This window comes from Nostoc sp. NMS8 (genome assembly GCF_017115045.1).
Taxonomy (GTDB): domain Bacteria; phylum Cyanobacteriota; class Cyanobacteriia; order Cyanobacteriales; family Nostocaceae; genus Nostoc.
In genome coordinates this window covers 165,823-187,072 of the sequence record NZ_JABXKK010000116.1, presented here as the reverse complement: position 1 = coordinate 187,072, position 21,250 = coordinate 165,823, and the positions used below count along the sequence as shown (strand labels likewise).

Sequence of the window (21,250 nt, the reverse complement as noted above, 5' to 3'; positions counted from 1 at the left end):
TATACCATTAGTAGAACAAAATCACAATCATAGTACAGCAGGCGTTGCCTCAATGCTTTACGGAATTCTAGATTTTAAATTTGGGATTTTGGAATTGAAGATTTAAAATTAAAAAGTTACCTCCAAATTTAACGCCAGAATAAATCTAAAATCCAACAATTAATCAATGAACCTCTGACTTGATTGCTGGGGTCAATCTAAAATCTAAAACCCAAAATTGTTTGACCAATCTCATAGTCACAAATCCCCAAAATCAAGCTAAAATATACTACTGTGCCTTTACGTTTAACTGTCGAAAGACTTATACTTAATTAAATGTATTTGTTAATAGGTGGCTTCAGGACTGTTTTTTACATTCATAAGGTGTGGTGCATCACCCGTCAGTTGCTCTTAACAAATCACTTACAAAAAATATGTTCCTAAGCTGGATTTACCTCATCATCGCAATCCTCTTTGAGGTTTCAGGCACAACATGCATGAAGTTATCGGAGGGATTTACAAAAATAGTTCCTTCAGTATTAATATTTGTCTGCTATGGATTTTGTTTTACTTTTTTGACCCTTGCTCTCAAGAGACTTGAAGTAAGTGTCGCTTATTCCGTTTGGGCTGGATTGGGAACTATTCTAATTGCTATTATTGGGATTATTTGGTTTCGTGAATCTGCCACATTCATTAAACTTTTGTCGATTTGCTTAATAATCATAGGGGTAATTGGCATAAATGCAAGTCAATAAAAATACCTCGTAAATATTATAAAACGAGGTAAACAAACTAAAACCGTTCATTCTGCTTGTTGCTATTGTAGTGAATAAGTAAGTCGGCGCGAAAAAACCAAACTATATTCAATACACTTTAGATAAAGCCAAAACACTTGTAGAGACGACGATTTATCGCGTCTTTATAACCTAAAATTGTTGCCAGTAGCCCTTAACCCAAGCGTATTAAACTATATTTTACGAAAAGAAGTAAGGATTTTTAGAATAATGGGATAGCTTTTTAAAAGAAGTAAAAACAAAACTTTTGAATCATGGTAAAAATGAAAGGGTCAGCTATACAAACGACAATGGAAAAATAAGTGCAAGATGTAAATCTACCCAAGAATTCGGCACTCTAATTTCTCTACATACGTAAGTATTCTTGCCCATCGGCAAACTATCATCTAGAAAAATCTGGAAGGCCGCTCTTATGGGTTCCTATCAATGATAATTTTAAGCATTGGGAACCCCTAAAAATCAAAGTTTATGAACGTAGCCGACGACAAAACGATTGTTCGCGAGTATTTCAATTCCACAGGGTTTGACCGTTGGAAGCGAATCTACGGTGATGGCGAAGTCAACAAAGTCCAACTAGACATCCGCACTGGACACCAGCAAACCGTGGATACAGTACTCGGTTGGCTGAAGGCTGATAACAATTTAGCAGAGCTATCAATCTGTGATGCTGGGTGTGGTGTCGGTAGTCTCAGCATTCCTTTAGCGGTAGATGGTGCTAAAGTCTATGCCACCGATATTTCTGAAAAAATGGTGGAAGAAGGCAGGGATAGAGCCAAGCAAACCTTGGGAAATGATGAAAATCCAACTTTTGCTGTACAGGATTTGGAATCGCTGAGTGGTAGTTACCATACTGTTATTTGCCTGGATGTTCTCATCCATTACCCTCAAGAAAAAGCCGATGAGATGATATCTCACCTCTGTTCTTTGGCACAGTCACGGATAATTCTCAGTTTTGCGCCGAAGACCTGCGCCCTGAGTATACTCAAGAAAATTGGCAGTTTTTTTCCTGGGCCAAGTAAAGCCACTCGTGCATATTTGCACCGTGAGGCTGATGTGGTAAGAATCTTGGAAAGTAACGGCTTTTCTTTGGAAAGACGGGCAATGACGAAGACTCGCTTCTATTTTTCTCGACTACTGGAAGCTACACGCAAGTAAAGTTAAAATCGCAGCAAAGGTCTATCATATCCTTTGCTGCGATTTGACAATCTCAAACCTGAGATATGGTAGATATTGCCGTTGGCATCAAGCTTTGTTTTTTCTCTAAATGACCGTTGTTCTGCTTTGCAAAATTATACATGATTACAAAGGTAGCGATCGCAGCTGCTCCTAAGAAAATAATTCCAGTAAGTAACCAGATTTCTCCTCTATTCTGATAAACTTTATCTTTAGGAGCTTTAACAGAAGATACATCTTGTTCAGACTTCTGGGGCTGTTGACTCAAAGCACCGCTTTGAGTCATTTTGCTTTTGATTTTGCCTAGTTTCAGGTATTTGATTCAGAGTTTCGTAGGTATATTTAACTTCTTGTTTATATAGTTTCTCTGATTCCATAATCTCATGCCATAACGGGTGACGTTGTATTAACCAACGCCGGACTAATTCGATTTTAAGTTTACTGCCTTGCTTGTTTAAAAAGCCCTTTGATGCTAGTTCTTTAGTTAATTTTTTCTGCAAATCTCTTGACAAAACATCATCATGACTTTGAAGTAACATCAACGGGTTTTTCTCTAGCTGTTGGTCTTTTTTTTTCTATAGCTATTTTTTGCGCCTCAGCCACCACCGAAAAAACTACTTTCTCTGGTACAGATAAAGCTTCCCAAGACCATGCAAAACCAGCTTCGGCAAGCTCAACCGCCCTATCTATAATCTTAATAACACTGTTTCTTCAAGCAAGGTAGGCAAAAAGTCTAATGGAAAAGCTAAAAAACTGTCGCTGGCATTAGATTGATATAGTGGAACCTTTGTGAAAGTCAGGTTAAAATCACTAGCAAAGTGTAAATCTGAAGTGAAATTATGAAAACTGCTGAAAAATTAGCTGCCGGTTGGCTACTGACACTCGGATTCATGTTTGTAACGCTATCAGCAACAGCGGTATTTGAAAAATTTGCTACACGTAAAGTGATTATAGTGCCTGAAGATAAGTATGATTTCCCCTCACCTTATGGTACTTATGAAAATAATGATAGTGCTGTTAGTGGTCTAATTTTTGGTGTCCCTACCCTAACACTGGGCACATGGTTAGCATTGGGATTATACCGTCAAAGTCGGCAGGAGAAAAAGGCGCTTAATCAACAAGTTAGCGATCGCCTGCAATCGATTTTTTATGAGATGCTACAAGAAAATCAGGGACGCGTAACTGTTTTAGGCTTTGCGATGCAGTCACAATTACCCGCAGCCCACGCCAGACAATATTTAGATGAAAAAGCTAAAGAATTCAATGCAAACTTTAAGGTGAACGAAGAAGGGGCTGTATCATATCATTTTGATGTCTAATTGTCATTTGTCATTGATTATTTGTCCTTTGTTATTAACTAATGATTAATGACCAATGACTAATGACTAATAATCAACTTACGGCTAAGTCTAATGACGCAGATTTTTTTGAGCGTAGCTGCCATTTTAGGCGGTTTGTCGGTTGCTGCTGGTGCTTTTGCTTCCCATGCCTTGCGGGAAAAAATTAGTGAGCGATCGCTAGAAATTTTTGAAACTGGCGCTCGCTACCAAATGTATCATGCTTTAGCACTTTTTCTAGTAGCCATATTAATTAGTCGTACCGAGTCTCCTCAACCCACTCTAATCGCCAGTGGATGGCTATTTCTCATTGGCATTGCTATTTTCTCAGGAAGCTTGTATACCCTTAGCTTAACCGGTATTAAATCCTTAGGAGCGATCGCACCACTAGGCGGTGCAGCTTTTCTTGCTGGCTGGGGCACTTTAGCTTTTGCCGCCTGGAATTTGAAGTTGTAAAAAATTAGAGTTAGGAATTAAAAACTCTTAATTCCTAATACCAATTCTTTTTAAAGATGCACATAATAAATCTCCCTGTAGTCTCCTAAATGCATCGGTAGATAAATTATGTAGCTTCAATATACAAACTTTATTGTGTTATCTTTGCGGAACTTTTCTCGCTTTGACCCTTTTTTTACAACTAAGCCAGTTGGGAAAGGTACTGGTTTACGTTTAAACATTTGTTATCAAATAATTGATAAACACCAATAGAAAATAGAAGTGATGTCGCAATTTGAACAAGGGATGGAGTTTGCAATCATTTTACCTAAAACACAAACAAACTGGTACCGTTGTCTATAGGTAATGTATAATTTAACAACTCATAATTCACTCCTCAATCTCAGGTGTACCAGCAAATTATGCAAAGCCACAGTACATGAAGGTGCTTCAGGTAATTGGCTAGATTGAGATGCCTCCTGTAACTGATTACGCAGACGCTCATATTCTCTTTGATGAAAAGGTACATTAATATCTGGCAAAATAGACCTTTCTGTACCTGCTAGTTTTTGGGCAATTAAATCAGGAATATATGATAAGTTAAAAACCTCATTTAGCTTAATTAAATTAGCCTCGATTACTCCTGTCTGCATCAAGTAAATTCCAGTTAACAATACTCGGTAAACATAAAGTAATGGCTTAACTTGATGCGTATATTCTTTATGAAAAAGTTTCCATTGTGTTGTGGCAAAGCCAAGATAATGGTAGCTATGATGACGAGTAATACAATCTCTAGCAATAATTTTCAATTCCTGATGTTCTGGTGAAGTTGTTAATATTAAAGGAGAATATAATTGTTCTAATACATAACCATTCTTTTTAATCAGCATCAAAAAGAATTTTTTGACATCATGAGTTACTAAATCAATTTCTAAAGAATCGCGAACTTCTGAAACTTCAATAGTTTCATTTATAGTTTTTAATCCCACTACTTCTTGAACTGGTAAAATATGCACACCACGCAAATCATAATCATGTGAAGGAAAACCATATAAGTGGGAACCACTGATAGTGGTGAATAAAAACGGGTAAGGCTGTTGCCTAATAATTGTGTTGATAGAAGGTGGAATATTCATAATGTGCCGTTTACTTGCTTACCTCGGTTCGCCTGTTTCTTTAGAACATCTTCTGTATAAACCAGAACACTCACTCATAGTCCAGAGTTATCGACCCCGCGAAATGCTATCTGGGGTAGTAAATGCAGATGGCTTTGGTGTGGGTTGGTATCATAATCAAAAAGATACTGATCCTTTTATCTATAAAAATACTCTACCTATTTGGAATGATATAAACCTACCCAGTCTCAGCCGTTACGTTGAATCAAAGTGTGTACTTGCTTATGTCCGCAGTGCTACACCAGGACAAGCTGTAGATTTTGCTAATTGTCAGCCTTTTAACCATCAACAACAGCTATTTATCCACAATGGACGAATTGAGAATTTCCGCAAAACATTACACAGAAAAATCCGCAGCGCTTTAACCCAAGAATTTTACGAAAAAATTAATGGCAGTACTGACTCCGAACACATTTTTGCATTATTACTTTCACAAAGTCAAATTAACAAACATCGACCTCCAGAATATGCTTTACGCACTACATTATTAACGCTTTTAGAGATGGCAAAACGCTATCAAGTAGAAGCCTCACTCAACGTGATTTTTAGTGATGGAAATCGTTTAATAGCTTCTCGTTTTGCTACCACTTCACCGCCTCCATCTCTTTACTGGATAAGAGATGATCCGACTTTTCCAAAATCCGTAATTATTGCGTCTGAACCGCTATTTATAGGTAATTGGATTGCTTGCCCAGAAAACAGCATTATTAGTGTAGGAACAGATAGTGAGATCAAAATTGAGCAAATCTGAGCAAATTTAGTGTGAAGGAGGTTATTTTTCAAGCCTTCGATGAATGTCGCCCGAAAACTTTTGCACTATTCCAGGATGATGGCGAGTTTCTGTACTTTGTAATTTTTCACAATACATACAACTGGAAATTGTACAGTATTTTTTTAGTGAGTACGTTACTTTTAAGTGCGTACTTTTCATTTTATATATTTGTTCTATTATTTAAATAGTATTGAAACAAATTCGTGTCATCAAGTCATTTCCGAAACCACTAATACCATTTCTTTATAAGAGGTTGTTTGAAAAGTGTTTCGCTGTGGCCTTAGGCACTTTAGATCCCCCCTAACCCCCCTTTTTAAGGGGGGAACCGGAATCAAAGTCCCCCTTTTTAAGGGGGATTTAGGAGGATCTAAAATTTTTGATACCGACAAGATAACTTTTCAAACATCCTCTAAGGTGTAGCGGCTTCCCGCATAATACGAGAGCCGCTATAGATGATATTTGTCCTACCCCAACAAAGGAGAAAAATTAAAAATCTCTCACTAGTGTAGTATTTTCACCAGGTAATATTGTATATCATGTATGAATTTAGATACCTGTCAGCCCAAGCAAGTAAACTCAATATTTAGCCGCTAATTATTGCTGCATTGAAGGTGTGGGAAAAATTCTGCTGGAAATAGGAACCCGTAGCTTCTGCTTATTTTCTGTTATATTGGCATCAGCCACAGAAGAGTTACTAGATGATGCTTGAGAGAGAATAGATGATTTACTATTAGTAGAATTGACAAAATCACTCAATTCAATAGTAGAAGATGAATTTGGAGATATGGAATTAATCTTATCAGTATTTTGACTGTTGGGTTTTGCTGGAGTTTGAGCTTGACACGGAGTAATGATGAAAGTTGAACTTGTTCCTAGTATTAGTAGGAGCAAATGAGAAATATATTGTTGCATGGGAATTGCTAAAATGGGTTGATAAATATTCAAAACTGAAAGAAGTTGTGTTTGTTATTAATTGGAAAAAAACCGCAATTTGCCAACATAAATCATGACGCTGTTGTTTAAAAAAACCTGATTACAGCGATTTCTAAATGAATAGACCTACTAATTATTAGTACGTTAATCCGCTACCTTTTATATCAGGCAAGGTGAAAAAAACTTTTCCTTCGTAAAAAGAGAGCGCTTATTTTAGTACTAATGAATCGGTATAGTAGAGAGTTGACAAATAGATACACCTGGAATAATTGAAGTTTTTTATCAACTAAGCCAGCACAACTATTAATATTTTAGTTAAATTTAACTTGTTACTAAAAGAGCAATGTTACTGAACTTTTTTAAAATGCTGATTTATCTAAAATCAACTCTTAATTCGCATATTTAACTAACTCAAACAAAAAGTATATGAATTTTTAACACAACCTGAGTTTGATTAATTAGCTTTCGTCAATAAATACGTGTATATGTTCAGCAATAGATACAAATCTGACTATAGCAATCCGATTGGATTTTTAAAATTATTTGCGTGGTGTGCGTTGGCGTTGGCGAAGCGTGTCGTAGAGAAGCGCAAGCCCGATAAGTGGGGAGTAGGCTTCTGCTGTGAGCCGACTGAGGCTTTGCCTGCCGAACGTCCTGAGCTTTTTTAAATTAAATAGGAGTTCTATAGTGTCAGGTAAATGCTGATACCAATTTTTTATAAAGCTGTGTTAACGATCGGGTGATAAGCGTTTGTTAATCAAATATCAGGATGCAGATACTCTCAACAATTCTAGTTTTTATAAAGATTGCTTTTCTGTCCATAGAAGAAGCAAGTATTACTCATACGCAACCTAATTATTTATACTATCATGCAGTAATTATCGGTTGCGTAGAGCATTTAGGCAAAGTCATCACCTAATAAAAACCCATAGACGGGTAGTAGCTAGTTGTAGACAAAACTCTTTTAGACAAATCTATTAGTCAAAAACCTTACTTCAAAGTTCCCAAAATGGGCGCTACCTCAACCTCTGAAATTTGCGGAACCAATAAATTAGCATAAATCTGGGGATTTGTTTGCGAGACTATGGCATAAGACTGGCGAAGATTAGCATTCACTGCAACTGTCTTCACGTCGTACATCTGCATCGCCATTTTGGGATAGAAACCAATACCAATAATCATTAGCAGAAAGCAAGCAGCGATGAAGACCTCACGGGGTCTAGCATCCTCGTAGACTGCATCTTCTGGTACCAGACAGTCTGTACCAAAACAAACTGTTCCGTCATCTTCTTGATTTTCCAAGCCTGCGTTATTAATGTCGCATAGCAGTGCTGCGTCTTTACCATAAAACACCTCTCGCAGCATAGAAAGTAGATAGATTGGTGTGAGGATGACTCCAACTGCGGCTAGAAAAACTGTGACGGTGCAGAAAGTTGAACTATAAACATCGCTGCTTGTCATCCCAACAAATACCGATAGTTCGCCAGCGAAGCCACTCATACCGGGAAGTGCTAGGGATGCCATTGTTCCGATTGTGAACAAGGCAAAGACTTTGGGCATGGCTTGACCAATACCGCCCATATCTTTCATTACCATTGTGTGGGTGCGATCGTAAGTAACGCCTGCCAAGAAGAACAGCACTGATGCAATCAAGCCATGCGAAATCATCTGCAACATCGCGCCGTTGATTCCCAAATCAGTGAATGAGGCAATTCCAAGCAGTACAAACCCCATGTGAGAAATCGACGAATAAGCCAAACGCCGCTTCATATTGGTCTGAGCAAAGGAGTTCAATGCACCATAGATAATATTGACAACACCCAGAATGGCTAGAACGGGCGCAAAGTAAATGTGTGCATCGGGAAGCAACTCAAGATTTAGGCGAATCAGTCCATATCCGCCCATTTTCAGCAGCACACCTGCCAAAATCATCGACACAGGAGAGGATGCTTCGCCGTGGGCATCAGGCAACCAGGTATGCATGGGGAAAACAGCAAGCTTGACACCAAATGCAATCAACAATCCTGCATAAAGTAGCAGTTGTAGACTCAGAGGATATTCCTTGCTGGCGAGGGCGGTGATGTCAAATGTCATATTCCCGCCGCCATATAACCCCATTGCCAGGGCTGCAACTAAAATGAATATAGAAGCCGCTGCGGTATACAACAAAAATTTCGTAGCCGCATAACGACGCCTTTGCCCACCCCAAATGCAAACTAGTAAGTAGACGGGAATTAGTTCTACTTCCCACATAATGAAAAATAGCAGCAAGTCTTTGGCAACGAACACCCCTACCTGTGCTGAATACAGCACCAGCATTAAAAAATAGAAGAGGCGCGGTCGATGATCAACTTGCCATGCCGAAAAAATCGAGAGTGTAGTGACAAATCCTGCTAGAAGCACAAGTGGCGCTGAAAGTCCATCCACCGATACCGCCCAGTTAAAACCTAACTGAGGCACCCAAGCATAATTTTCCACAAGTTGAAAACTAGCACTACTGGCATCGTAATGGTTCCAAAAGGCGTAGCACATTAAGGCAAAGTCTGCAATACCTACACCCAGGGCATACCACCGCACGCGCTTGCCATCTTTATCAGGCAGTACAGGGATGAGCAGGGAAGCAAAGAGTGGCAGCAAGACAATTGCGGTAAGCCAAGGAAATTGATCCGCTATCATGTATATGATAAAAAATACTTATTTGCCAATTATGTCATTCTACTAAACTTTGTAACAATTTCTTAATAAATCTTTGTCCTAGATAACGGGGATTGGGGAGTTACGTTAATTGTTTATTTATTTGTTGAGTGTTCTTGTGTAGGCAGTTGATGATGACTACGTTATTGCTCACGGTACTAATCCAGCACGCAAAGCACGGACAGCAGCTTGTGTCCGGTCAGCAACACAGAGTTTATTGAGAATACCTCGAACATGAGTTTTGACAGTACCGACTGTTAGATAGAGTCTTTTGGCAATTTCTGCATTGTCACACCCAGCGACAATCAACTCTAAAACATCCATTTCCCGATGAGTTAAAGGATAGCTGACTATACTTTTCTCAACATCTGGGTCAATGCCTTCAATCAAGACTCTTTTTCCAGATGCTCCTCTGCTACCATCGGGGAAATCTTGACGTATTTGTTGTAATACAAGGTCTGCGATCGCTGGATCGATCCATGAGCTACCGGCATAAGTCGTTTGCACAGCCTCTATTAGTTTTTCAGTTTCTATATCCTTCATGCAATAAGAATCTGCACCTGCTGCAAATGCTGCTAAAACTGCTTGTTCGCTATTTTGCATCGTTAAAATTAGCAGCTTTGTTGTATAGTCCTCATTCTCTGCCTGATGTTGCCTAAATGTGCGTGTTAGCTCAATACCATCCATGTCAGGCAAACCAATGTCAATAGTAGCAACATCCGGCTTGAGAGTTTTCAGAAGCTTGATGCCGTCGGCTGCATTGGCTGCTTCACCAACAATGTTAAACTCTGGCTGAGTTTGTAAGGCAGACCGCAAGCCGATTCTTGTCAGGTTGTGATCTTCAATCACAAGGATCTTGATTTCACTCATAGTTGCTTAACTTTACTGTTATTTATCTAAAGTACAGATTAAAATAATCTCGTTCTTCTATTCGGGATCTTATACAAAAAGCAATGCAGTTGCTATTATTCCCTAAAGTTCATCTCCCATGAGACATAAATAACCTTATCTTGTAAGCCTTTCTAAGGCAAGAGTTTCGGTGTCAACAACTCAGATATAAAGACAGTGGGATTCTAGACTAAAACAAACTAAGTTATAATTAACACACTTAATTTGAGTTTAGATCGTATAAATACTTAAAAAGTAGAATATTTAGCTCAGGAAACTCTAAAAGAAAATCTAAATTCTTAATAATGTCAGCGCTCGTAAAGTAAGCTATTACTAGATTTGCTAGGAATAGCCAAGCACTTCTTTTTTTATTTAGCCTATGTCTTTAACTAAAACTGTCAAAAAAGATAAAATCCTTGTTGTCGATGATGTTTTTGACAATCTACTGGTCTTAGAAGCAGTCCTAGAAGATGAGGACTATGAAATTACGTTGGTGGAAGATAGCAAAATAGCTCTGGCTATGGTTGAGGAGTCACCACCTGACATAATTCTTTTAGATGTGATGATGCCGGAGCTTGATGGCTATGAATTTACTCGACGCATCCGAAAGAATCAGGCGTTGCCATTTATCCCCATTCTGCTGCTCACGGCTCACTATCAGTCTAGTGTTGTGGAAGGACTTGATGCTGGTGCAGATGACTTTATTCGTAAACCATTCGATCCTGATGAACTACATGCACGAGTGCGATCGCTCTTGCGTCTCAAGCATAGTATCGACGAACGAGATCAGATGGCTAACCTCCGGGCAGATTTTGTCTCACGTTTTACTCACGATTTACGCATACCCCTAGTAGCTTCTAACCGCGTATTAAAATTATTGCTAGAAGGCAGGTTTTGCGAAGTCTCGCCACAATTGCAAGAAATAATTGATACCATGATTGGCAGCAATCAAGACCTGCTGGAAATGGTAAATACCTTGCTAGAAGTTTATCGTCATGAAGCGGGCTGTAAAATCTTAAAAATTTCTCCCTGCAATATTCAGGAATTAGTGAGTGAAGTTTCCCAAGAATTAACTCCCCTAGCTGAAGAAAAAGGATTAGTTGTAAACCTTGATAAAGACAAAACCGCAAGCACCATCATGGGCGATCGCGTTGAACTGCGGCGAGTTTTGACAAATATCATTGGTAATGCTATCAAATTTACAGACAATGGTTCTGTAGATATTCACTGTCATCTCACTCCTGTAGCTGTGAATATTGATATCCAAGATACAGGGCCAGGAATTTCTAAACCAGATCAGGCAATATTATTCGAGCGATTTCGTCAAGGGAAACACCAACGTTCTGGTAGTGGTTTGGGACTATATCTATCTCGCTATATTATCGAAGCACATCAAGGCACTATCGATGTGATATCTGAACCAGGCAAGGGTAGTACATTCACTATACGTCTACCTGTGGCTGGTGAACACTAAAAACAGGTAAATAGAAGAGTAATCATGAATTAGCAGCTGTGAAAAAATCAGTGAAAGCTTTGAGAAAATATTTTGCGATCGCTGTTGTCCAAATTCCTAAAAATCTCAGACAAAACACAGATTTAATAACTAAAGAAGGTTCAGCAAATAACTATTTACTGAACCTTCTGACTAAATAAATTTCTACCTAGTATACTACGGTGTAAATCCAGCTAAAATTTAAACTAACGAGACAATTAGGGGAAATTCATGACTTGCCCCTAATTGAGCAAATTATTAAAGCTAGGGGAAACTTCCGCCTGCATTAGTCTAAAGTCTTTTTAACTTCATCTTTGATATTCTCAGCAGTGTTGCGAACTTCAGCTTCAGCTTGTTTTGCTTTACCTTCAGCTTTATCTTTAGGATCGCCAGTTACTTCGCCAATTGCCTCTTGTACTTTTCCTTCGACATTTTTAGCAAAAGCTTTTGCTTTATCTTCAATACTCATTTTATTTGTTCCTAAAGTATGTTAATTGTTGATTTTTTTGCTCACTTGAAAAGCGCTGCAATATCTATAATTTACTTTTAAACAAGTTTTAATTCTTCTATCTGACGATGTTATTATGACAAATATTTGTGTCCGTTGTACATAGTTATTCAACGCTTAAATTCATCTTTGAGAATTCAAGTAATATCCAAAAGAGGGAAAGGTATCATTATATTGTTCTATCTTGAGACAAAAATAATTTATAACTTCAGGTAGATAGCGATGATGGTGAACTGCAAATTGGCTTATTACCACTGGATATGGTAAATATGTCAACAGGATGCCAACAGGGTACGCAAGCTTGCAACTTAGTGGTGATAGTGCAGGGTAAAGCCTTCTCTTCAAGAGGCTTTACCCCGCGCTATCTGCTTCCTGCCTTTCTTGATAAACTCTATGATTCTCTTCCTGATGCCCAGGTATCACGCCATTTGACAGTACCTTCTTTCGCAATCACCCAGCGGCGGTTTACCAGATTTTCGCGCAGAGGCGATCGCCCTTCCCGCCACATGGCATATTTATAAGCAATCAGCTTACCAGTACTTTCATCAAAGGGAATCTCCGCAGACCAGGTATTGGTGTTGATGTACTCTAAGGGATACGCTTTGCTGATATCCCAGTTACCTAACTCTGGGCAATCTCCTGTCACTACAATGATTTCACCTGGTTGGGTTTCTACGCCATTGAGTTGGACGCGGACAATTGTTTGTGCTTTGATCCGTTCGCCAACGTGGCTGAAAACAAGCACTCCTCGTTCTTCTAATACCAGATTATAAATCTTGCCGTCTTTCACTTCATACTTGTTGCGAGTCACCACGCAGGTATGTTCTCCATCGGGCAATTCTGTTTCTACTTCTGGTAAAGTAACTTCTCCTCCCCGGTTTAAAGCTACAAAACACACAGAGTCACGATAACGGCGTACATAGCAGTAAACATCTGGTGTTAAGTATTTTTGCCAGTGGCTACCCATTGATACGGCTGGATTCAGTCGCCGTAAGCCAGATAGCAGCCTGATGCAACGATAAATTTCACTATCAGTATCCCAATTTTCCATCATTGGGCGGTTGTATGGGTCGTTACCGCCATCGGTGTCGTCATGGAGATACTGTTCTGTACCGTAGTAAATGCAGGGAATGCCGCGACAGGTCATAATTAAGGCGATCGCAACCTTCAACATCGCTGGATCGGGGTTCAGCGATTGAAAGCGAGACATATCATGATTATCGATGAAGGTAACTAGCTCTGTTGCCCCCTTGTAGCGATGATCTTGGTCAAAAATGTATTGAATTGTCTGGAATCCCATTTCTGAACCTTGCCCTAATGCGGCTCGAATTGCCACACACAAGCCAAAGTCTAGAAGTGTCATCCCTGAGTGGTTAACAAATTCCACTGAGCGATCGTCAGTCGGATTACTATAAATCCATTCACCAAAAATGAATACATCTGGTTTGTGATTGGTCATCTCGCCAGTGAATTCTTGCCAAAACCAAATCGGCATGTGCTTGACAGTATCCACCCGCAGTGCATCCACACCCCGATCTAGCCATTGTTTGATTGCTGACTTAATATATTCCCGATATTCTGTATTGTTTTCATTAAAGGTTGCTAGACCACATAGTTCACAGTTCTGTACTTGCCAATCGTCTTCCCAGTTTTGCACTTCACCATAGTGGTGATACCAATGATTGACATCATCATTGAAATCAGCAATTTTAACGCCATCGTCATACAATTCGCCTTTGCTACCACTAGTGTCAGGACTGCTATGGTTGCAAACAATATCTAGCACTAGCTTCATATTCCGCTTGTGCAGTTCTGTAATTAACCAGTCAAAGGTGGTATTTTTTTCTTCTTGAGTAGCGTTTAAAGAAGGGTTCTCTCCGTCAGCAATGTAGCGAGGATTAATCCGCTTAAAGTCTTTTGTCCAATAGCCATGTAGCGCTGCATTTCCAACAAATAGCTCTTCAACCTGCTCAAACAGTGGAGTTAACCAAATGGCTGTCACTCCCATATTTTTGAGATAATCTAATTTATCGATGACACCTTGCAAATCGCCACCCCAATACTTACCCCAATCTTTTCTAGTTGGATCGTACAGTTCTGAGTTTGCACCTTCGCTATTATCTGGATCGCCATCATAAAAGCGATCGACCACAAGAAAGTAAATGGTTTCCTGACGAAATTCAATATCTCTGGTGTAAAGAAACTCTAGGTCAATCTCACTTTCTGATGGTGGTGTTTCTATGATAGCGTCTACTTTTTCTTGTGCAGAATCAACTTTATATTGATCTGGTGAAAACTGAGATGGAGGGGTTTGTACCATAAAATAACTCAAAATTTAATGTAATTCATACTTGTAGACCACACTACAACGTTTCGAGTATTGTGTATTGCTACAAACTTTGGTATTGTGGCATCCTGCCAACGGTATAGGTATCTATCGCTAGCTAGTTTATAATTCTATCGATAGATATAATTCATCTGCTAGAGGATAAAAACAAAGAAATATAGCAGTTATTAACGATAATTGCTCGATCATAAAAATTTACAATATTTAGTTAAATTGACTTGCGGTAAATATTGAGACTATCTAGTGTTTAAGTGTATATTTGAAAACAGATTTTAGAACACCTGAAACCTTTAGAGATTAGCTGTCAACAAGGTTTTGTGACATCTGAGCAATACTGAGTAAACCACGTATTAGCCAACTTTTTCTCTAGAAGATTCGCTCCATTGGTAAACTGACCATTGTCACTTTCAATCTGTTATTACTATCAAGGAATTAATTTAGGTAGCAAATATGACTAAATATGACAAGGTTTTTAACTCACCAAAGACATCAGAGGAATCACTAAGTCCAGAGGAAGCGGTGGCGGCGATCGCAACTGTCACTGCGATCGCAGATTCAGTGATTGACGAGGTAGATGCAGAAAGTTTAGCGGGTATTCTCTGGGAATTCGAGGTTTTCGAGGAATACTCAGAAGATGAAATCACAGAAATAGTTGATAGACTCATCTCCATTGCCGAAGAAGAGGGAATTGGGCCTTTGTTTAATGTCGCTAAAGTATCTCTCTCAGATGAATTAGTGCTAGATGGTTTTGCGGCTGGGGTAATAGTACTTTTAGACGATGAACTCGCCATACCCAAACCGAAACAAGCCTACCTCAAAAAGCTACAAGCAGCCTTAGAACTGGAGGATGAAGAAGCAGAGGAAATCATCAAGGAGGTAATTGCAGCCTTTAAAGAAGCAGAAAATGAAGAATATATAGACGATGATGATGACGATGATGATGAAACAGTAGTCATCGAAGATTTTAGTGAACAGGCATATCAATCCCCACTAGGTAATTTTACCGTGCCGATTCCGGTTGATCCCCAGCAGGGCGGTAGAATTCAGAGCCAGGAAGGAGTAGTTGGCTTTTCGGATGACATCGGTACTTTGCTGAGAATCGATTATTATCCTTTCCCCCTGGAACAGTTAGAGGAATTGGAGGCTGTTGGACAAGAAGAATATTTACAAACAATTTTAGTAGACAAGTATGTACCGCAGGCGATTTTTGCCAATGTACCAGATGCTTCTGTGGAGCATACGGAATATCTGGAAAATACTTTGCGAGGCGCTTACTACGTTTTAATCGATATGCCCAAAGGTTCCACAATTTCTAAGCAAGAAAATAATGGAACTGCGATCAGATTAGATGCGTACCGAGGACTGCTTACCTTTATCAGGGGTGAATTTTTGTATATAGTTAGTAGTCAACACAGCTTTATTGACGGCGAAACTCCCGATTCTGTTGAAGAAGAGGCCGAAGACATCAAGGAGAGTATTTTAGAGTTTGTTGAAACTATAGAGTTCGCCTAGTAAGAATTATTATTGGGATAAGGCAGTTCTTGCTGGGAGCAGGGGGAAAGAGGGTTTGAGCCTTGTTTACTTTTCTTCACACAGTTTGGTTTTATTGTGCCGACTTACTTAGACACTCCGAGACTCTTTACTGAAGATTGGGCAAGAAATTTCTTGATGTTTTGCTTAGTATCTGAATCCCCATTACCCCTTATCCCCAGAGGGGGCCCCACCTTCCCCAATCCCCAGCCCCTAATTTAATGTCCATAACTCATCTGATGTACATTTGGAAAGGGCGATGTCTGACGACAAGCCTGGAGAAGACAGGAAGTCTCTAGCTCCACATTGGGTGTCTACGCTTATAATTTTTCATGACAATAACCCTGCTGAACAATCGCTATCAAATTATCCAGGTAATCGGCGCTGGTGGGTTTGGCGAAACCTTTCTAGCAGAAGATGTTCACATGCCTTCTCGCCGTCGCTGTGTGATTAAGCAACTCAAACCAGTCACTAATAATGACCCGCAAACCTATCAACTTATTCAACAGCGATTTGAAAGGGAAGCCGCAACCTTGGAGTATTTGGGTGAAAGTAGTTACCAAATTCCTAAACTCTATGCCTACTTTTCTGAGAACGGGCAATTTTACCTCGTCCAAGAATGGATTCACGGCCAAACCCTGACAAAAATTGTCGAAGCCAAAGGATCTGAGAGTGAAAGTGTGGTTCGTCAAATCCTCTTGAGTCTGCTTTCAGTTTTAAATTATGTTCACAGCAAAGGGATTATTCACCGCGATATCAAGCCAGATAACATTATTCTTCGTTCTGTTGATAGCGAGCCAGTTTTGATTGATTTTGGGGCAGTTAAAGAAACAATCCGTTCTGTGGTGAATCCTTCAGGATACCCGACGCGATCGCTCGTTATTGGTACACCCGGATATATGCCTAGCGAACAAGCTGTTGGCCGCCCAGTTTACGCCACTGATATCTATAGCTTAGGTTTAACAGCCATTTATCTATTGACTGGCAAACACCCGCAAGAACTACTAACCGATCTGAAAACTGGGGAAATACTTTGGCATCAGCACGCGCCTCATGTCTCTTCTCAATTGGCGGCGATACTCAATCAGGCAATTAGGCCTCATGCTGGCGATCGCTACAGCACTGCCAGTAAAATGCTATATGCCCTGCAATCTGCTAGCAATATACCTCCTGAGTTAGCTGCAAATACTGCCACAGTCAGTTTTTCTGCTACTGCGACATCGACTCGACAAACTCAGCCATTATATTCTCCGCAAAAAAATTCTGCAATCGCAGGATCTTCCGCTCCTGGAAACTGGCAAAAATCTGCTGTAATTGTTGGTAGTTTGCTGGTAGGCGGTTTGATTGGTGCAGTCGTCATTCCTAGCATCATTCGTCAGCAACAGCCAGAAACAACCATTGCCAAAAGTCCTACCCCATCGCCAGAATCTTTTCCGAATCCTATATCTAGCGAACCGCCCATTTCTTCCCAAACTTCTCCACTTTCAGTTCCAGCTGTACCGATCTCACCACAACCACAGCCAGTAATTCCCGAAACTTTGCCAACTTCTAATCCTCCGGTTATATCTATACCACAGCCAAAAAGGAAGCCTATAACTTCAAATACCCCAACACCAGTAGCAGTACCTATACCACAGCCAGAACCAAAGAATGAGGCGAGCGCAGTTCGCACACCAGAAGCACCTTCAGCGCCACAAACCAACGAACAGCCGCCCAGTAAAGTCGCTAGCGTTCCGGCATTTCCTACAGGTACACCAAGAAGCGCTGTAGAGGCTACCCTTGGCAAACCAAATCAAGATTTAAGAGGCGCATGGGGTAAGACTCGTGCTGTCGTTTACAAACTAGTGCCAAACAAAATTGACCTTGGCTACTTATTCGATCGTAATTCTAAATCGCTGCGCCAAACTGAGGTATCTTTTGCCCAATCAGTAGACCCACAAGTAATGGAAGATACCTTGAATGGAATGTTAAGTGGGCAAGCCACTGAAGAAATTAAGCAGGGACTTAAACAGGTACAACAGCGTAAATCTGATAATTTTAGTTTTAAGAATGGCTCAGTTAAAGGCCAGATTATCCGCCAACAATGTGATTTTATTTATATCAGCATTTGGGATGTAGATTTACATGATTTTGTCAGTCCATCTACAGCCAAACAGTGTTAATTTTCTGAAAAATATTGTTCTCAAAAGCTAAATTTTTGTATCCTATAAGACAGATTCAGTATTCAAGATAGTGCTTACAAAACTGTCTTAATTGGGCTATGATCGAGACAATTTCAGTCTTCACAAGCACAAAGAACTAAATTTTTAGAATTAGCCCGTTTGTTTTCTTGCCCATTGCCCCATGCCCAATGCCCATTTCAAATTCTTAATCTTCATAAAGTTATAAATACCATTATTAAGTTTTTAATAATACTTGTCTCAGCTTCTACATTCATGTCGTAAATTGCGATTGAAATTGTGTAATCTAAAAAGAGCAAAGCTAAATTATTCAATTGAGGTCTGATGACTCCTACAATAATGCGTCAGCTTTGGTCAGTGGTTGAAACCGCCCAAGCCAAGCTCCTCTTACAACTGGATGATGCTAGCTTGGTGCAGTGGTTAGTGAAACAAACCGAAACGCAAGTTTTGTTAGATTCTCACGAAACTGATTATCTGTGCCACTACATTCAATCTCGGCTAGCCCTAATACGCGATATTGCCCATGAACGCCAGTGTTCATAATCGCAAAATCATCATGAATTGATAGTCAACTGGCTTTTTGAGGAAAATAACCTTCCACTAAGCAGTCAGAGCCTACTACACGCCAACGAACACGTTCTAGAGATAACGCCTCGGTCATGGTAGTAAAACCTAAATCGCCCACTGGTGTGGGAGCAATGTTACCACCAATGATTTTTGGGGCAATAAATGCCAAAACTTTTTGTACTGCTCCTTGAGCGATCGCACTAGCAGCTAAGGTACCACCACATTCCCATAGCACGCTACAAAAGCCTCGTTCATATAAGTATGCCATTGCCTTATCCGGTGTCAGTGATGTTAATTCCACCACCTCCACACCCTGTTTGAGCAACAGTTCTTGAAAATTGGGGTTAGCACCTTTCTGTGTCAACACCAAAGTTGGAGCATCCGTAGTTTGCCACAGATGGGCACTTTCCGGTAAGTTAAGATGGCGACTCATCACCACCCGCAGGGGATTATGTGCCTCTAGTTGATGGCTGGTTAAATAAGGATTATCCTGTCGGACTGTATTACCGCCGACAATTATGGCATCACAACCCGCCCGCAGTTGATGTACTTCATTGCGGGCCTCTTGGCTTGTCACCCAAGCGCTATGACCAGAGGTAGTAGCAATTTTCCCATCTAAAGTCATGGCATATTTTAAAATTCCTAAAGGTCGTTTGTAGAGAATGCGATGCACAAAAGCTTCATTTAGCTGACGACAAGCTTCTTCTTCTACTCCTACCAAGACTTCGATCCCCGCCGCCCTCAAGCGGGCGATACCACCTCCAGCTACCAATGGATTGGGATCAACCATACCCACTACTACTTTTGCTACCCCTGCTTGGATCAATCCTTCCGAACAAGGCGGAGTACGTCCGTAGTGATTGCAAGGTTCAAGTGACACATAGATTGTTGCACCACGAGCAGCGCCAACGCCTGCTGCTTTTAAGGCAAACACTTCTGCATGAGGCTCACCTGCACGAGGATGAAATCCTTCGCCGATAATCTGGCCATCCTTGACAATGACTGCTCCCACTAGAGGATTTGGCGAAGTCCGCCCTAAAGCGCGGCGAGCAAGTTCCAAACACCGCAACATCATGCGAGAGTCAAAGTCAGTTCCTACTTTTTGCTTTGGTGGTGAATTTGAGCCAACTGCTGACTGCACTATTCGTATATTTTCCTGAGTGTAGTTTGGTAAGGATGCATCTGCTTGAGCGACCACTGGGGAATTATCCATAATTTTAGGCAATACTGTAAATATTCTGCACGCGATCGCGCAGCCTCTCCACAGGAGAATCGCGCTTTGATCCTGGTAATTAAACAGTAATATCCAGGCGCTATTATTGCCTGTCTTAACTTGGATCAGCCTGTCATATTGACATTACAATTCAGCGTAACTGAAACTTTAGCAGATTTGAACTGGGGATTGGGGATTGGGGACTGGTACTAGGTACTGGGGACTGGGGAGTTTTAAGATAACTGGGTTCGACGAGTTATATAGTATCCAATCTAATTAGCGGTAAAAAAATAGACTACTAAGACAATACTGTTTGGTTCCGAGTCGGAGAGGACATATACCCGAATATAGATTCACTCTTCAGAACTAGCCTTTACAGTAACTAATAATAGGATGTTTAGGAGATTACTACATTTATGCCTGAAGAGCATCGCTTGGAGGAAAAATTTCTATCTCAAGAAGCTGAAAAAAGAATATCCAGTCAGCTAGATGAAGTAGAACAAATAGAAATAGATATACAAACCGATCTATCGAAAATAGTTCAAGGACAGGCTGATGGAGTTTCGCTTACAGGTCAAGGATTAGTTATCCAGCAAGACATTCGCGTACAGGAAATAGAACTGCAAACAGATAGTATTGCTATCAATCCTTTCAGCGCTCTTTTTGGTCAAATAGAACTCAATCAGCCACTAAATGCCATTGCTCGAATTACACTCACTGAATTAGATATTAATACTGCTTTGGACTCAGCCTTTGTTCGCAAGCAAATACAGAATTTTGAGTTAAATGTAGATGGTGAAATTGTAAATTTTGAGCCGGAAGAAATTAAGGTATTTTTACCTGGTGATGGCAAAATAGAATTTAGGGGAAAGTTGCTGTTAAAGCAAATGGGAAATACTCGCCCTTTAGCTTACACTGCGATCGCACGCCTACCAAGTCATTCACAACCCGCGATGCTGGAAGGTTTTAACTGCACTGAGGGAGAGGGAATTTCAATAGAATTAATTGTAGCATTGATGCAGAAAGCTAAACAATTAATGAGTATACCATATTTTGAATGGGAAGATATCTCTTTTAATCTCAAAAATATAGAAGCACAAAAGGGTAATTTAATCCTTATGCTAGAAGCTCAGGTAAGGCAAATACCCTCATCATCAACTCTACTACTATCTCCTTAGTAAGATTGACAGGAGTTAAAGATAATTTTTGTTACTGAAGGATGATGTCAATATC

Annotated in this window: 19 protein-coding genes and 1 pseudogene; 12 read left to right on the top strand and 8 right to left on the bottom strand. The window is 40.0% G+C overall.

Annotated features, from left to right (window positions below):
- The first annotated feature begins 413 nt into the window (after positions 1–413).
- A complete protein-coding gene (locus tag HWQ39_RS31800; RefSeq protein WP_292853937.1) occupies positions 414–734 on the top strand; it encodes a multidrug efflux SMR transporter in 321 nt (106 codons plus the stop codon).
- Positions 735–1,241: 507 nt separating this feature from the next.
- Positions 1,242–1,928, top strand: a complete 687-nt coding sequence (gene bchM / locus HWQ39_RS31795; RefSeq protein ID WP_292853936.1) for a magnesium protoporphyrin IX methyltransferase — start codon at positions 1,242–1,244, stop codon at positions 1,926–1,928.
- Between the two features lie 52 nt (positions 1,929–1,980).
- Here the strand turns inward: bchM and HWQ39_RS31790 are convergent, their stop codons facing one another.
- On the bottom strand, positions 1,981–2,232 hold the full coding sequence (locus HWQ39_RS31790) for a hypothetical protein (RefSeq protein WP_292853935.1): 252 nt from the start codon (positions 2,230–2,232) through the stop codon (positions 1,981–1,983).
- A gap of 553 nt (positions 2,233–2,785) precedes the next feature.
- Between HWQ39_RS31790 and HWQ39_RS31785 the strand changes: the two genes are divergently transcribed.
- The 3 genes and pseudogenes from HWQ39_RS31785 to HWQ39_RS31775 all read left to right on the top strand — a co-directional run.
- Entirely contained in the window at positions 2,786–3,265 is a 480-nt protein-coding gene (locus HWQ39_RS31785) for a hypothetical protein (RefSeq protein WP_292853934.1), read from the top strand.
- A gap of 93 nt (positions 3,266–3,358) precedes the next feature.
- Positions 3,359–3,739: a DUF423 domain-containing protein gene (locus HWQ39_RS31780; RefSeq protein ID WP_292853933.1), complete on the top strand. Its 381-nt coding sequence runs from the start codon at positions 3,359–3,361 to the stop codon at positions 3,737–3,739.
- 147 nt (positions 3,740–3,886) lie between these two features.
- Positions 3,887–4,081: pseudogene (locus HWQ39_RS31775) on the top strand (ATP-binding protein); the annotation flags it as partial.
- Between the two features lie 20 nt (positions 4,082–4,101).
- On the opposite strand, the gene HWQ39_RS31770 reads toward HWQ39_RS31775, so the two are convergent.
- On the bottom strand, positions 4,102–4,854 hold the full coding sequence (locus tag HWQ39_RS31770) for a nucleotidyltransferase domain-containing protein (protein WP_292853932.1): 753 nt from the start codon (positions 4,852–4,854) through the stop codon (positions 4,102–4,104).
- Position 4,855: 1 nt separating this feature from the next.
- On the opposite strand from HWQ39_RS31770, the gene egtC reads away from it, so the two are divergent.
- Positions 4,856–5,644 carry an ergothioneine biosynthesis protein EgtC gene (egtC, locus tag HWQ39_RS31765; protein ID WP_292853931.1) on the top strand — a complete coding sequence of 263 codons (789 nt, stop codon included), beginning with the start codon at positions 4,856–4,858 and terminating at the stop codon, positions 5,642–5,644.
- A gap of 615 nt (positions 5,645–6,259) precedes the next feature.
- Here the strand turns inward: egtC and HWQ39_RS31760 are convergent.
- The 3 genes from HWQ39_RS31760 to HWQ39_RS31750 form a co-directional block, all read right to left on the bottom strand.
- Positions 6,260–6,577 (bottom strand): hypothetical protein, encoded by a 318-nt coding sequence (locus HWQ39_RS31760; RefSeq protein ID WP_292853930.1) that lies wholly within the window; start codon positions 6,575–6,577, stop codon positions 6,260–6,262.
- A 1,011-nt stretch (positions 6,578–7,588) separates the two neighbouring features.
- Positions 7,589–9,274 carry an NAD(P)H-quinone oxidoreductase subunit 4 gene (locus HWQ39_RS31755; protein WP_292853929.1) on the bottom strand — a complete coding sequence of 562 codons (1,686 nt, stop codon included), beginning with the start codon at positions 9,272–9,274 and terminating at the stop codon, positions 7,589–7,591.
- Between the two features lie 168 nt (positions 9,275–9,442).
- Positions 9,443–10,162, bottom strand: a complete 720-nt coding sequence (locus HWQ39_RS31750) for a response regulator transcription factor (RefSeq protein WP_292853928.1) — start codon at positions 10,160–10,162, stop codon at positions 9,443–9,445.
- A 397-nt stretch (positions 10,163–10,559) separates the two neighbouring features.
- Between HWQ39_RS31750 and HWQ39_RS31745 the strand changes: the two genes are divergently transcribed.
- Together HWQ39_RS31745 and HWQ39_RS31740 are read left to right on the top strand one after the other, a co-directional pair.
- Positions 10,560–11,654 carry a hybrid sensor histidine kinase/response regulator gene (locus HWQ39_RS31745; protein WP_292853927.1) on the top strand — a complete coding sequence of 365 codons (1,095 nt, stop codon included), beginning with the start codon at positions 10,560–10,562 and terminating at the stop codon, positions 11,652–11,654.
- Positions 11,655–11,692: 38 nt separating this feature from the next.
- Positions 11,693–11,833, top strand: a complete 141-nt coding sequence (locus HWQ39_RS31740; RefSeq protein WP_292853926.1) for a hypothetical protein — start codon at positions 11,693–11,695, stop codon at positions 11,831–11,833.
- 125 nt (positions 11,834–11,958) lie between these two features.
- Here the strand turns inward: HWQ39_RS31740 and HWQ39_RS31735 are convergent, their stop codons facing one another.
- Together HWQ39_RS31735 and HWQ39_RS31730 are read right to left on the bottom strand one after the other, a co-directional pair.
- The gene (locus HWQ39_RS31735) at positions 11,959–12,141 is read right to left on the bottom strand and encodes a CsbD family protein (protein WP_292853925.1); all 183 of its coding nucleotides are present in this window, start codon (positions 12,139–12,141) and stop codon (positions 11,959–11,961) included.
- 430 nt (positions 12,142–12,571) lie between these two features.
- Positions 12,572–14,500: an alpha-amylase family glycosyl hydrolase gene (locus HWQ39_RS31730; RefSeq protein WP_292853924.1), complete on the bottom strand. Its 1,929-nt coding sequence runs from the start codon at positions 14,498–14,500 to the stop codon at positions 12,572–12,574.
- 477 nt (positions 14,501–14,977) lie between these two features.
- On the opposite strand from HWQ39_RS31730, the gene HWQ39_RS31725 reads away from it, so the two are divergent.
- From HWQ39_RS31725 to HWQ39_RS31715, 3 genes are all read left to right on the top strand, one after another.
- Entirely contained in the window at positions 14,978–16,039 is a 1,062-nt protein-coding gene (locus HWQ39_RS31725) for a hypothetical protein (protein WP_292853923.1), read from the top strand.
- Positions 16,040–16,389: 350 nt separating this feature from the next.
- The gene (locus HWQ39_RS31720; protein WP_292853922.1) at positions 16,390–18,219 is read left to right on the top strand and encodes a serine/threonine protein kinase; all 1,830 of its coding nucleotides are present in this window, start codon (positions 16,390–16,392) and stop codon (positions 18,217–18,219) included.
- A 342-nt stretch (positions 18,220–18,561) separates the two neighbouring features.
- Positions 18,562–18,780: a hypothetical protein gene (locus HWQ39_RS31715; RefSeq protein ID WP_292853921.1), complete on the top strand. Its 219-nt coding sequence runs from the start codon at positions 18,562–18,564 to the stop codon at positions 18,778–18,780.
- 25 nt (positions 18,781–18,805) lie between these two features.
- On the opposite strand, the gene ribD is transcribed toward HWQ39_RS31715, so the two are convergent.
- Positions 18,806–20,017 carry a bifunctional diaminohydroxyphosphoribosylaminopyrimidine deaminase/5-amino-6-(5-phosphoribosylamino)uracil reductase RibD gene (gene ribD / locus HWQ39_RS31710; protein ID WP_292853920.1) on the bottom strand — a complete coding sequence of 404 codons (1,212 nt, stop codon included), beginning with the start codon at positions 20,015–20,017 and terminating at the stop codon, positions 18,806–18,808.
- A gap of 416 nt (positions 20,018–20,433) precedes the next feature.
- Here ribD and HWQ39_RS31705 point away from each other — a divergent pair, with 416 nt between their 5' ends.
- Positions 20,434–21,195, top strand: coding sequence for a DUF2993 domain-containing protein (locus tag HWQ39_RS31705; protein WP_292853919.1), 762 nt, complete (start codon positions 20,434–20,436; stop codon positions 21,193–21,195).
- Positions 21,196–21,250: the final 55 nt, after the last annotated feature.

Bases quoted from the DNA above. Each gene is read 5' to 3' on its own strand.
- HWQ39_RS31715 (WP_292853921.1), top strand. From the start codon at position 18,562: ATGACTCCTACAATAATGCGTCAGCTTTGGTCAGTGGTTGAAACCGCC.
- HWQ39_RS31790 (WP_292853935.1), bottom strand. From the start codon at position 2,232: ATGACTCAAAGCGGTGCTTTGAGTCAACAGCCCCAGAAGTCTGAACAA.
- HWQ39_RS31785 (WP_292853934.1), top strand. From the start codon at position 2,786: ATGAAAACTGCTGAAAAATTAGCTGCCGGTTGGCTACTGACACTCGGA.
- HWQ39_RS31770 (WP_292853932.1), bottom strand. From the start codon at position 4,854: ATGAATATTCCACCTTCTATCAACACAATTATTAGGCAACAGCCTTAC.
- HWQ39_RS31755 (WP_292853929.1), bottom strand. From the start codon at position 9,274: ATGATAGCGGATCAATTTCCTTGGCTTACCGCAATTGTCTTGCTGCCA.
- HWQ39_RS31780 (WP_292853933.1), top strand. From the start codon at position 3,359: ATGACGCAGATTTTTTTGAGCGTAGCTGCCATTTTAGGCGGTTTGTCG.
- HWQ39_RS31745 (WP_292853927.1), top strand. From the start codon at position 10,560: ATGTCTTTAACTAAAACTGTCAAAAAAGATAAAATCCTTGTTGTCGAT.
- HWQ39_RS31730 (WP_292853924.1), bottom strand. From the start codon at position 14,500: ATGGTACAAACCCCTCCATCTCAGTTTTCACCAGATCAATATAAAGTT.
- HWQ39_RS31725 (WP_292853923.1), top strand. From the start codon at position 14,978: ATGACTAAATATGACAAGGTTTTTAACTCACCAAAGACATCAGAGGAA.
- bchM (WP_292853936.1), top strand. From the start codon at position 1,242: ATGAACGTAGCCGACGACAAAACGATTGTTCGCGAGTATTTCAATTCC.
- HWQ39_RS31800 (WP_292853937.1), top strand. From the start codon at position 414: ATGTTCCTAAGCTGGATTTACCTCATCATCGCAATCCTCTTTGAGGTT.
- HWQ39_RS31720 (WP_292853922.1), top strand. From the start codon at position 16,390: ATGACAATAACCCTGCTGAACAATCGCTATCAAATTATCCAGGTAATC.
- HWQ39_RS31760 (WP_292853930.1), bottom strand. From the start codon at position 6,577: ATGCAACAATATATTTCTCATTTGCTCCTACTAATACTAGGAACAAGT.
- egtC (WP_292853931.1), top strand. From the start codon at position 4,856: ATGTGCCGTTTACTTGCTTACCTCGGTTCGCCTGTTTCTTTAGAACAT.
- HWQ39_RS31735 (WP_292853925.1), bottom strand. From the start codon at position 12,141: ATGAGTATTGAAGATAAAGCAAAAGCTTTTGCTAAAAATGTCGAAGGA.
- HWQ39_RS31750 (WP_292853928.1), bottom strand. From the start codon at position 10,162: ATGAGTGAAATCAAGATCCTTGTGATTGAAGATCACAACCTGACAAGA.
- ribD (WP_292853920.1), bottom strand. From the start codon at position 20,017: ATGGATAATTCCCCAGTGGTCGCTCAAGCAGATGCATCCTTACCAAAC.
- HWQ39_RS31705 (WP_292853919.1), top strand. From the start codon at position 20,434: ATGCCTGAAGAGCATCGCTTGGAGGAAAAATTTCTATCTCAAGAAGCT.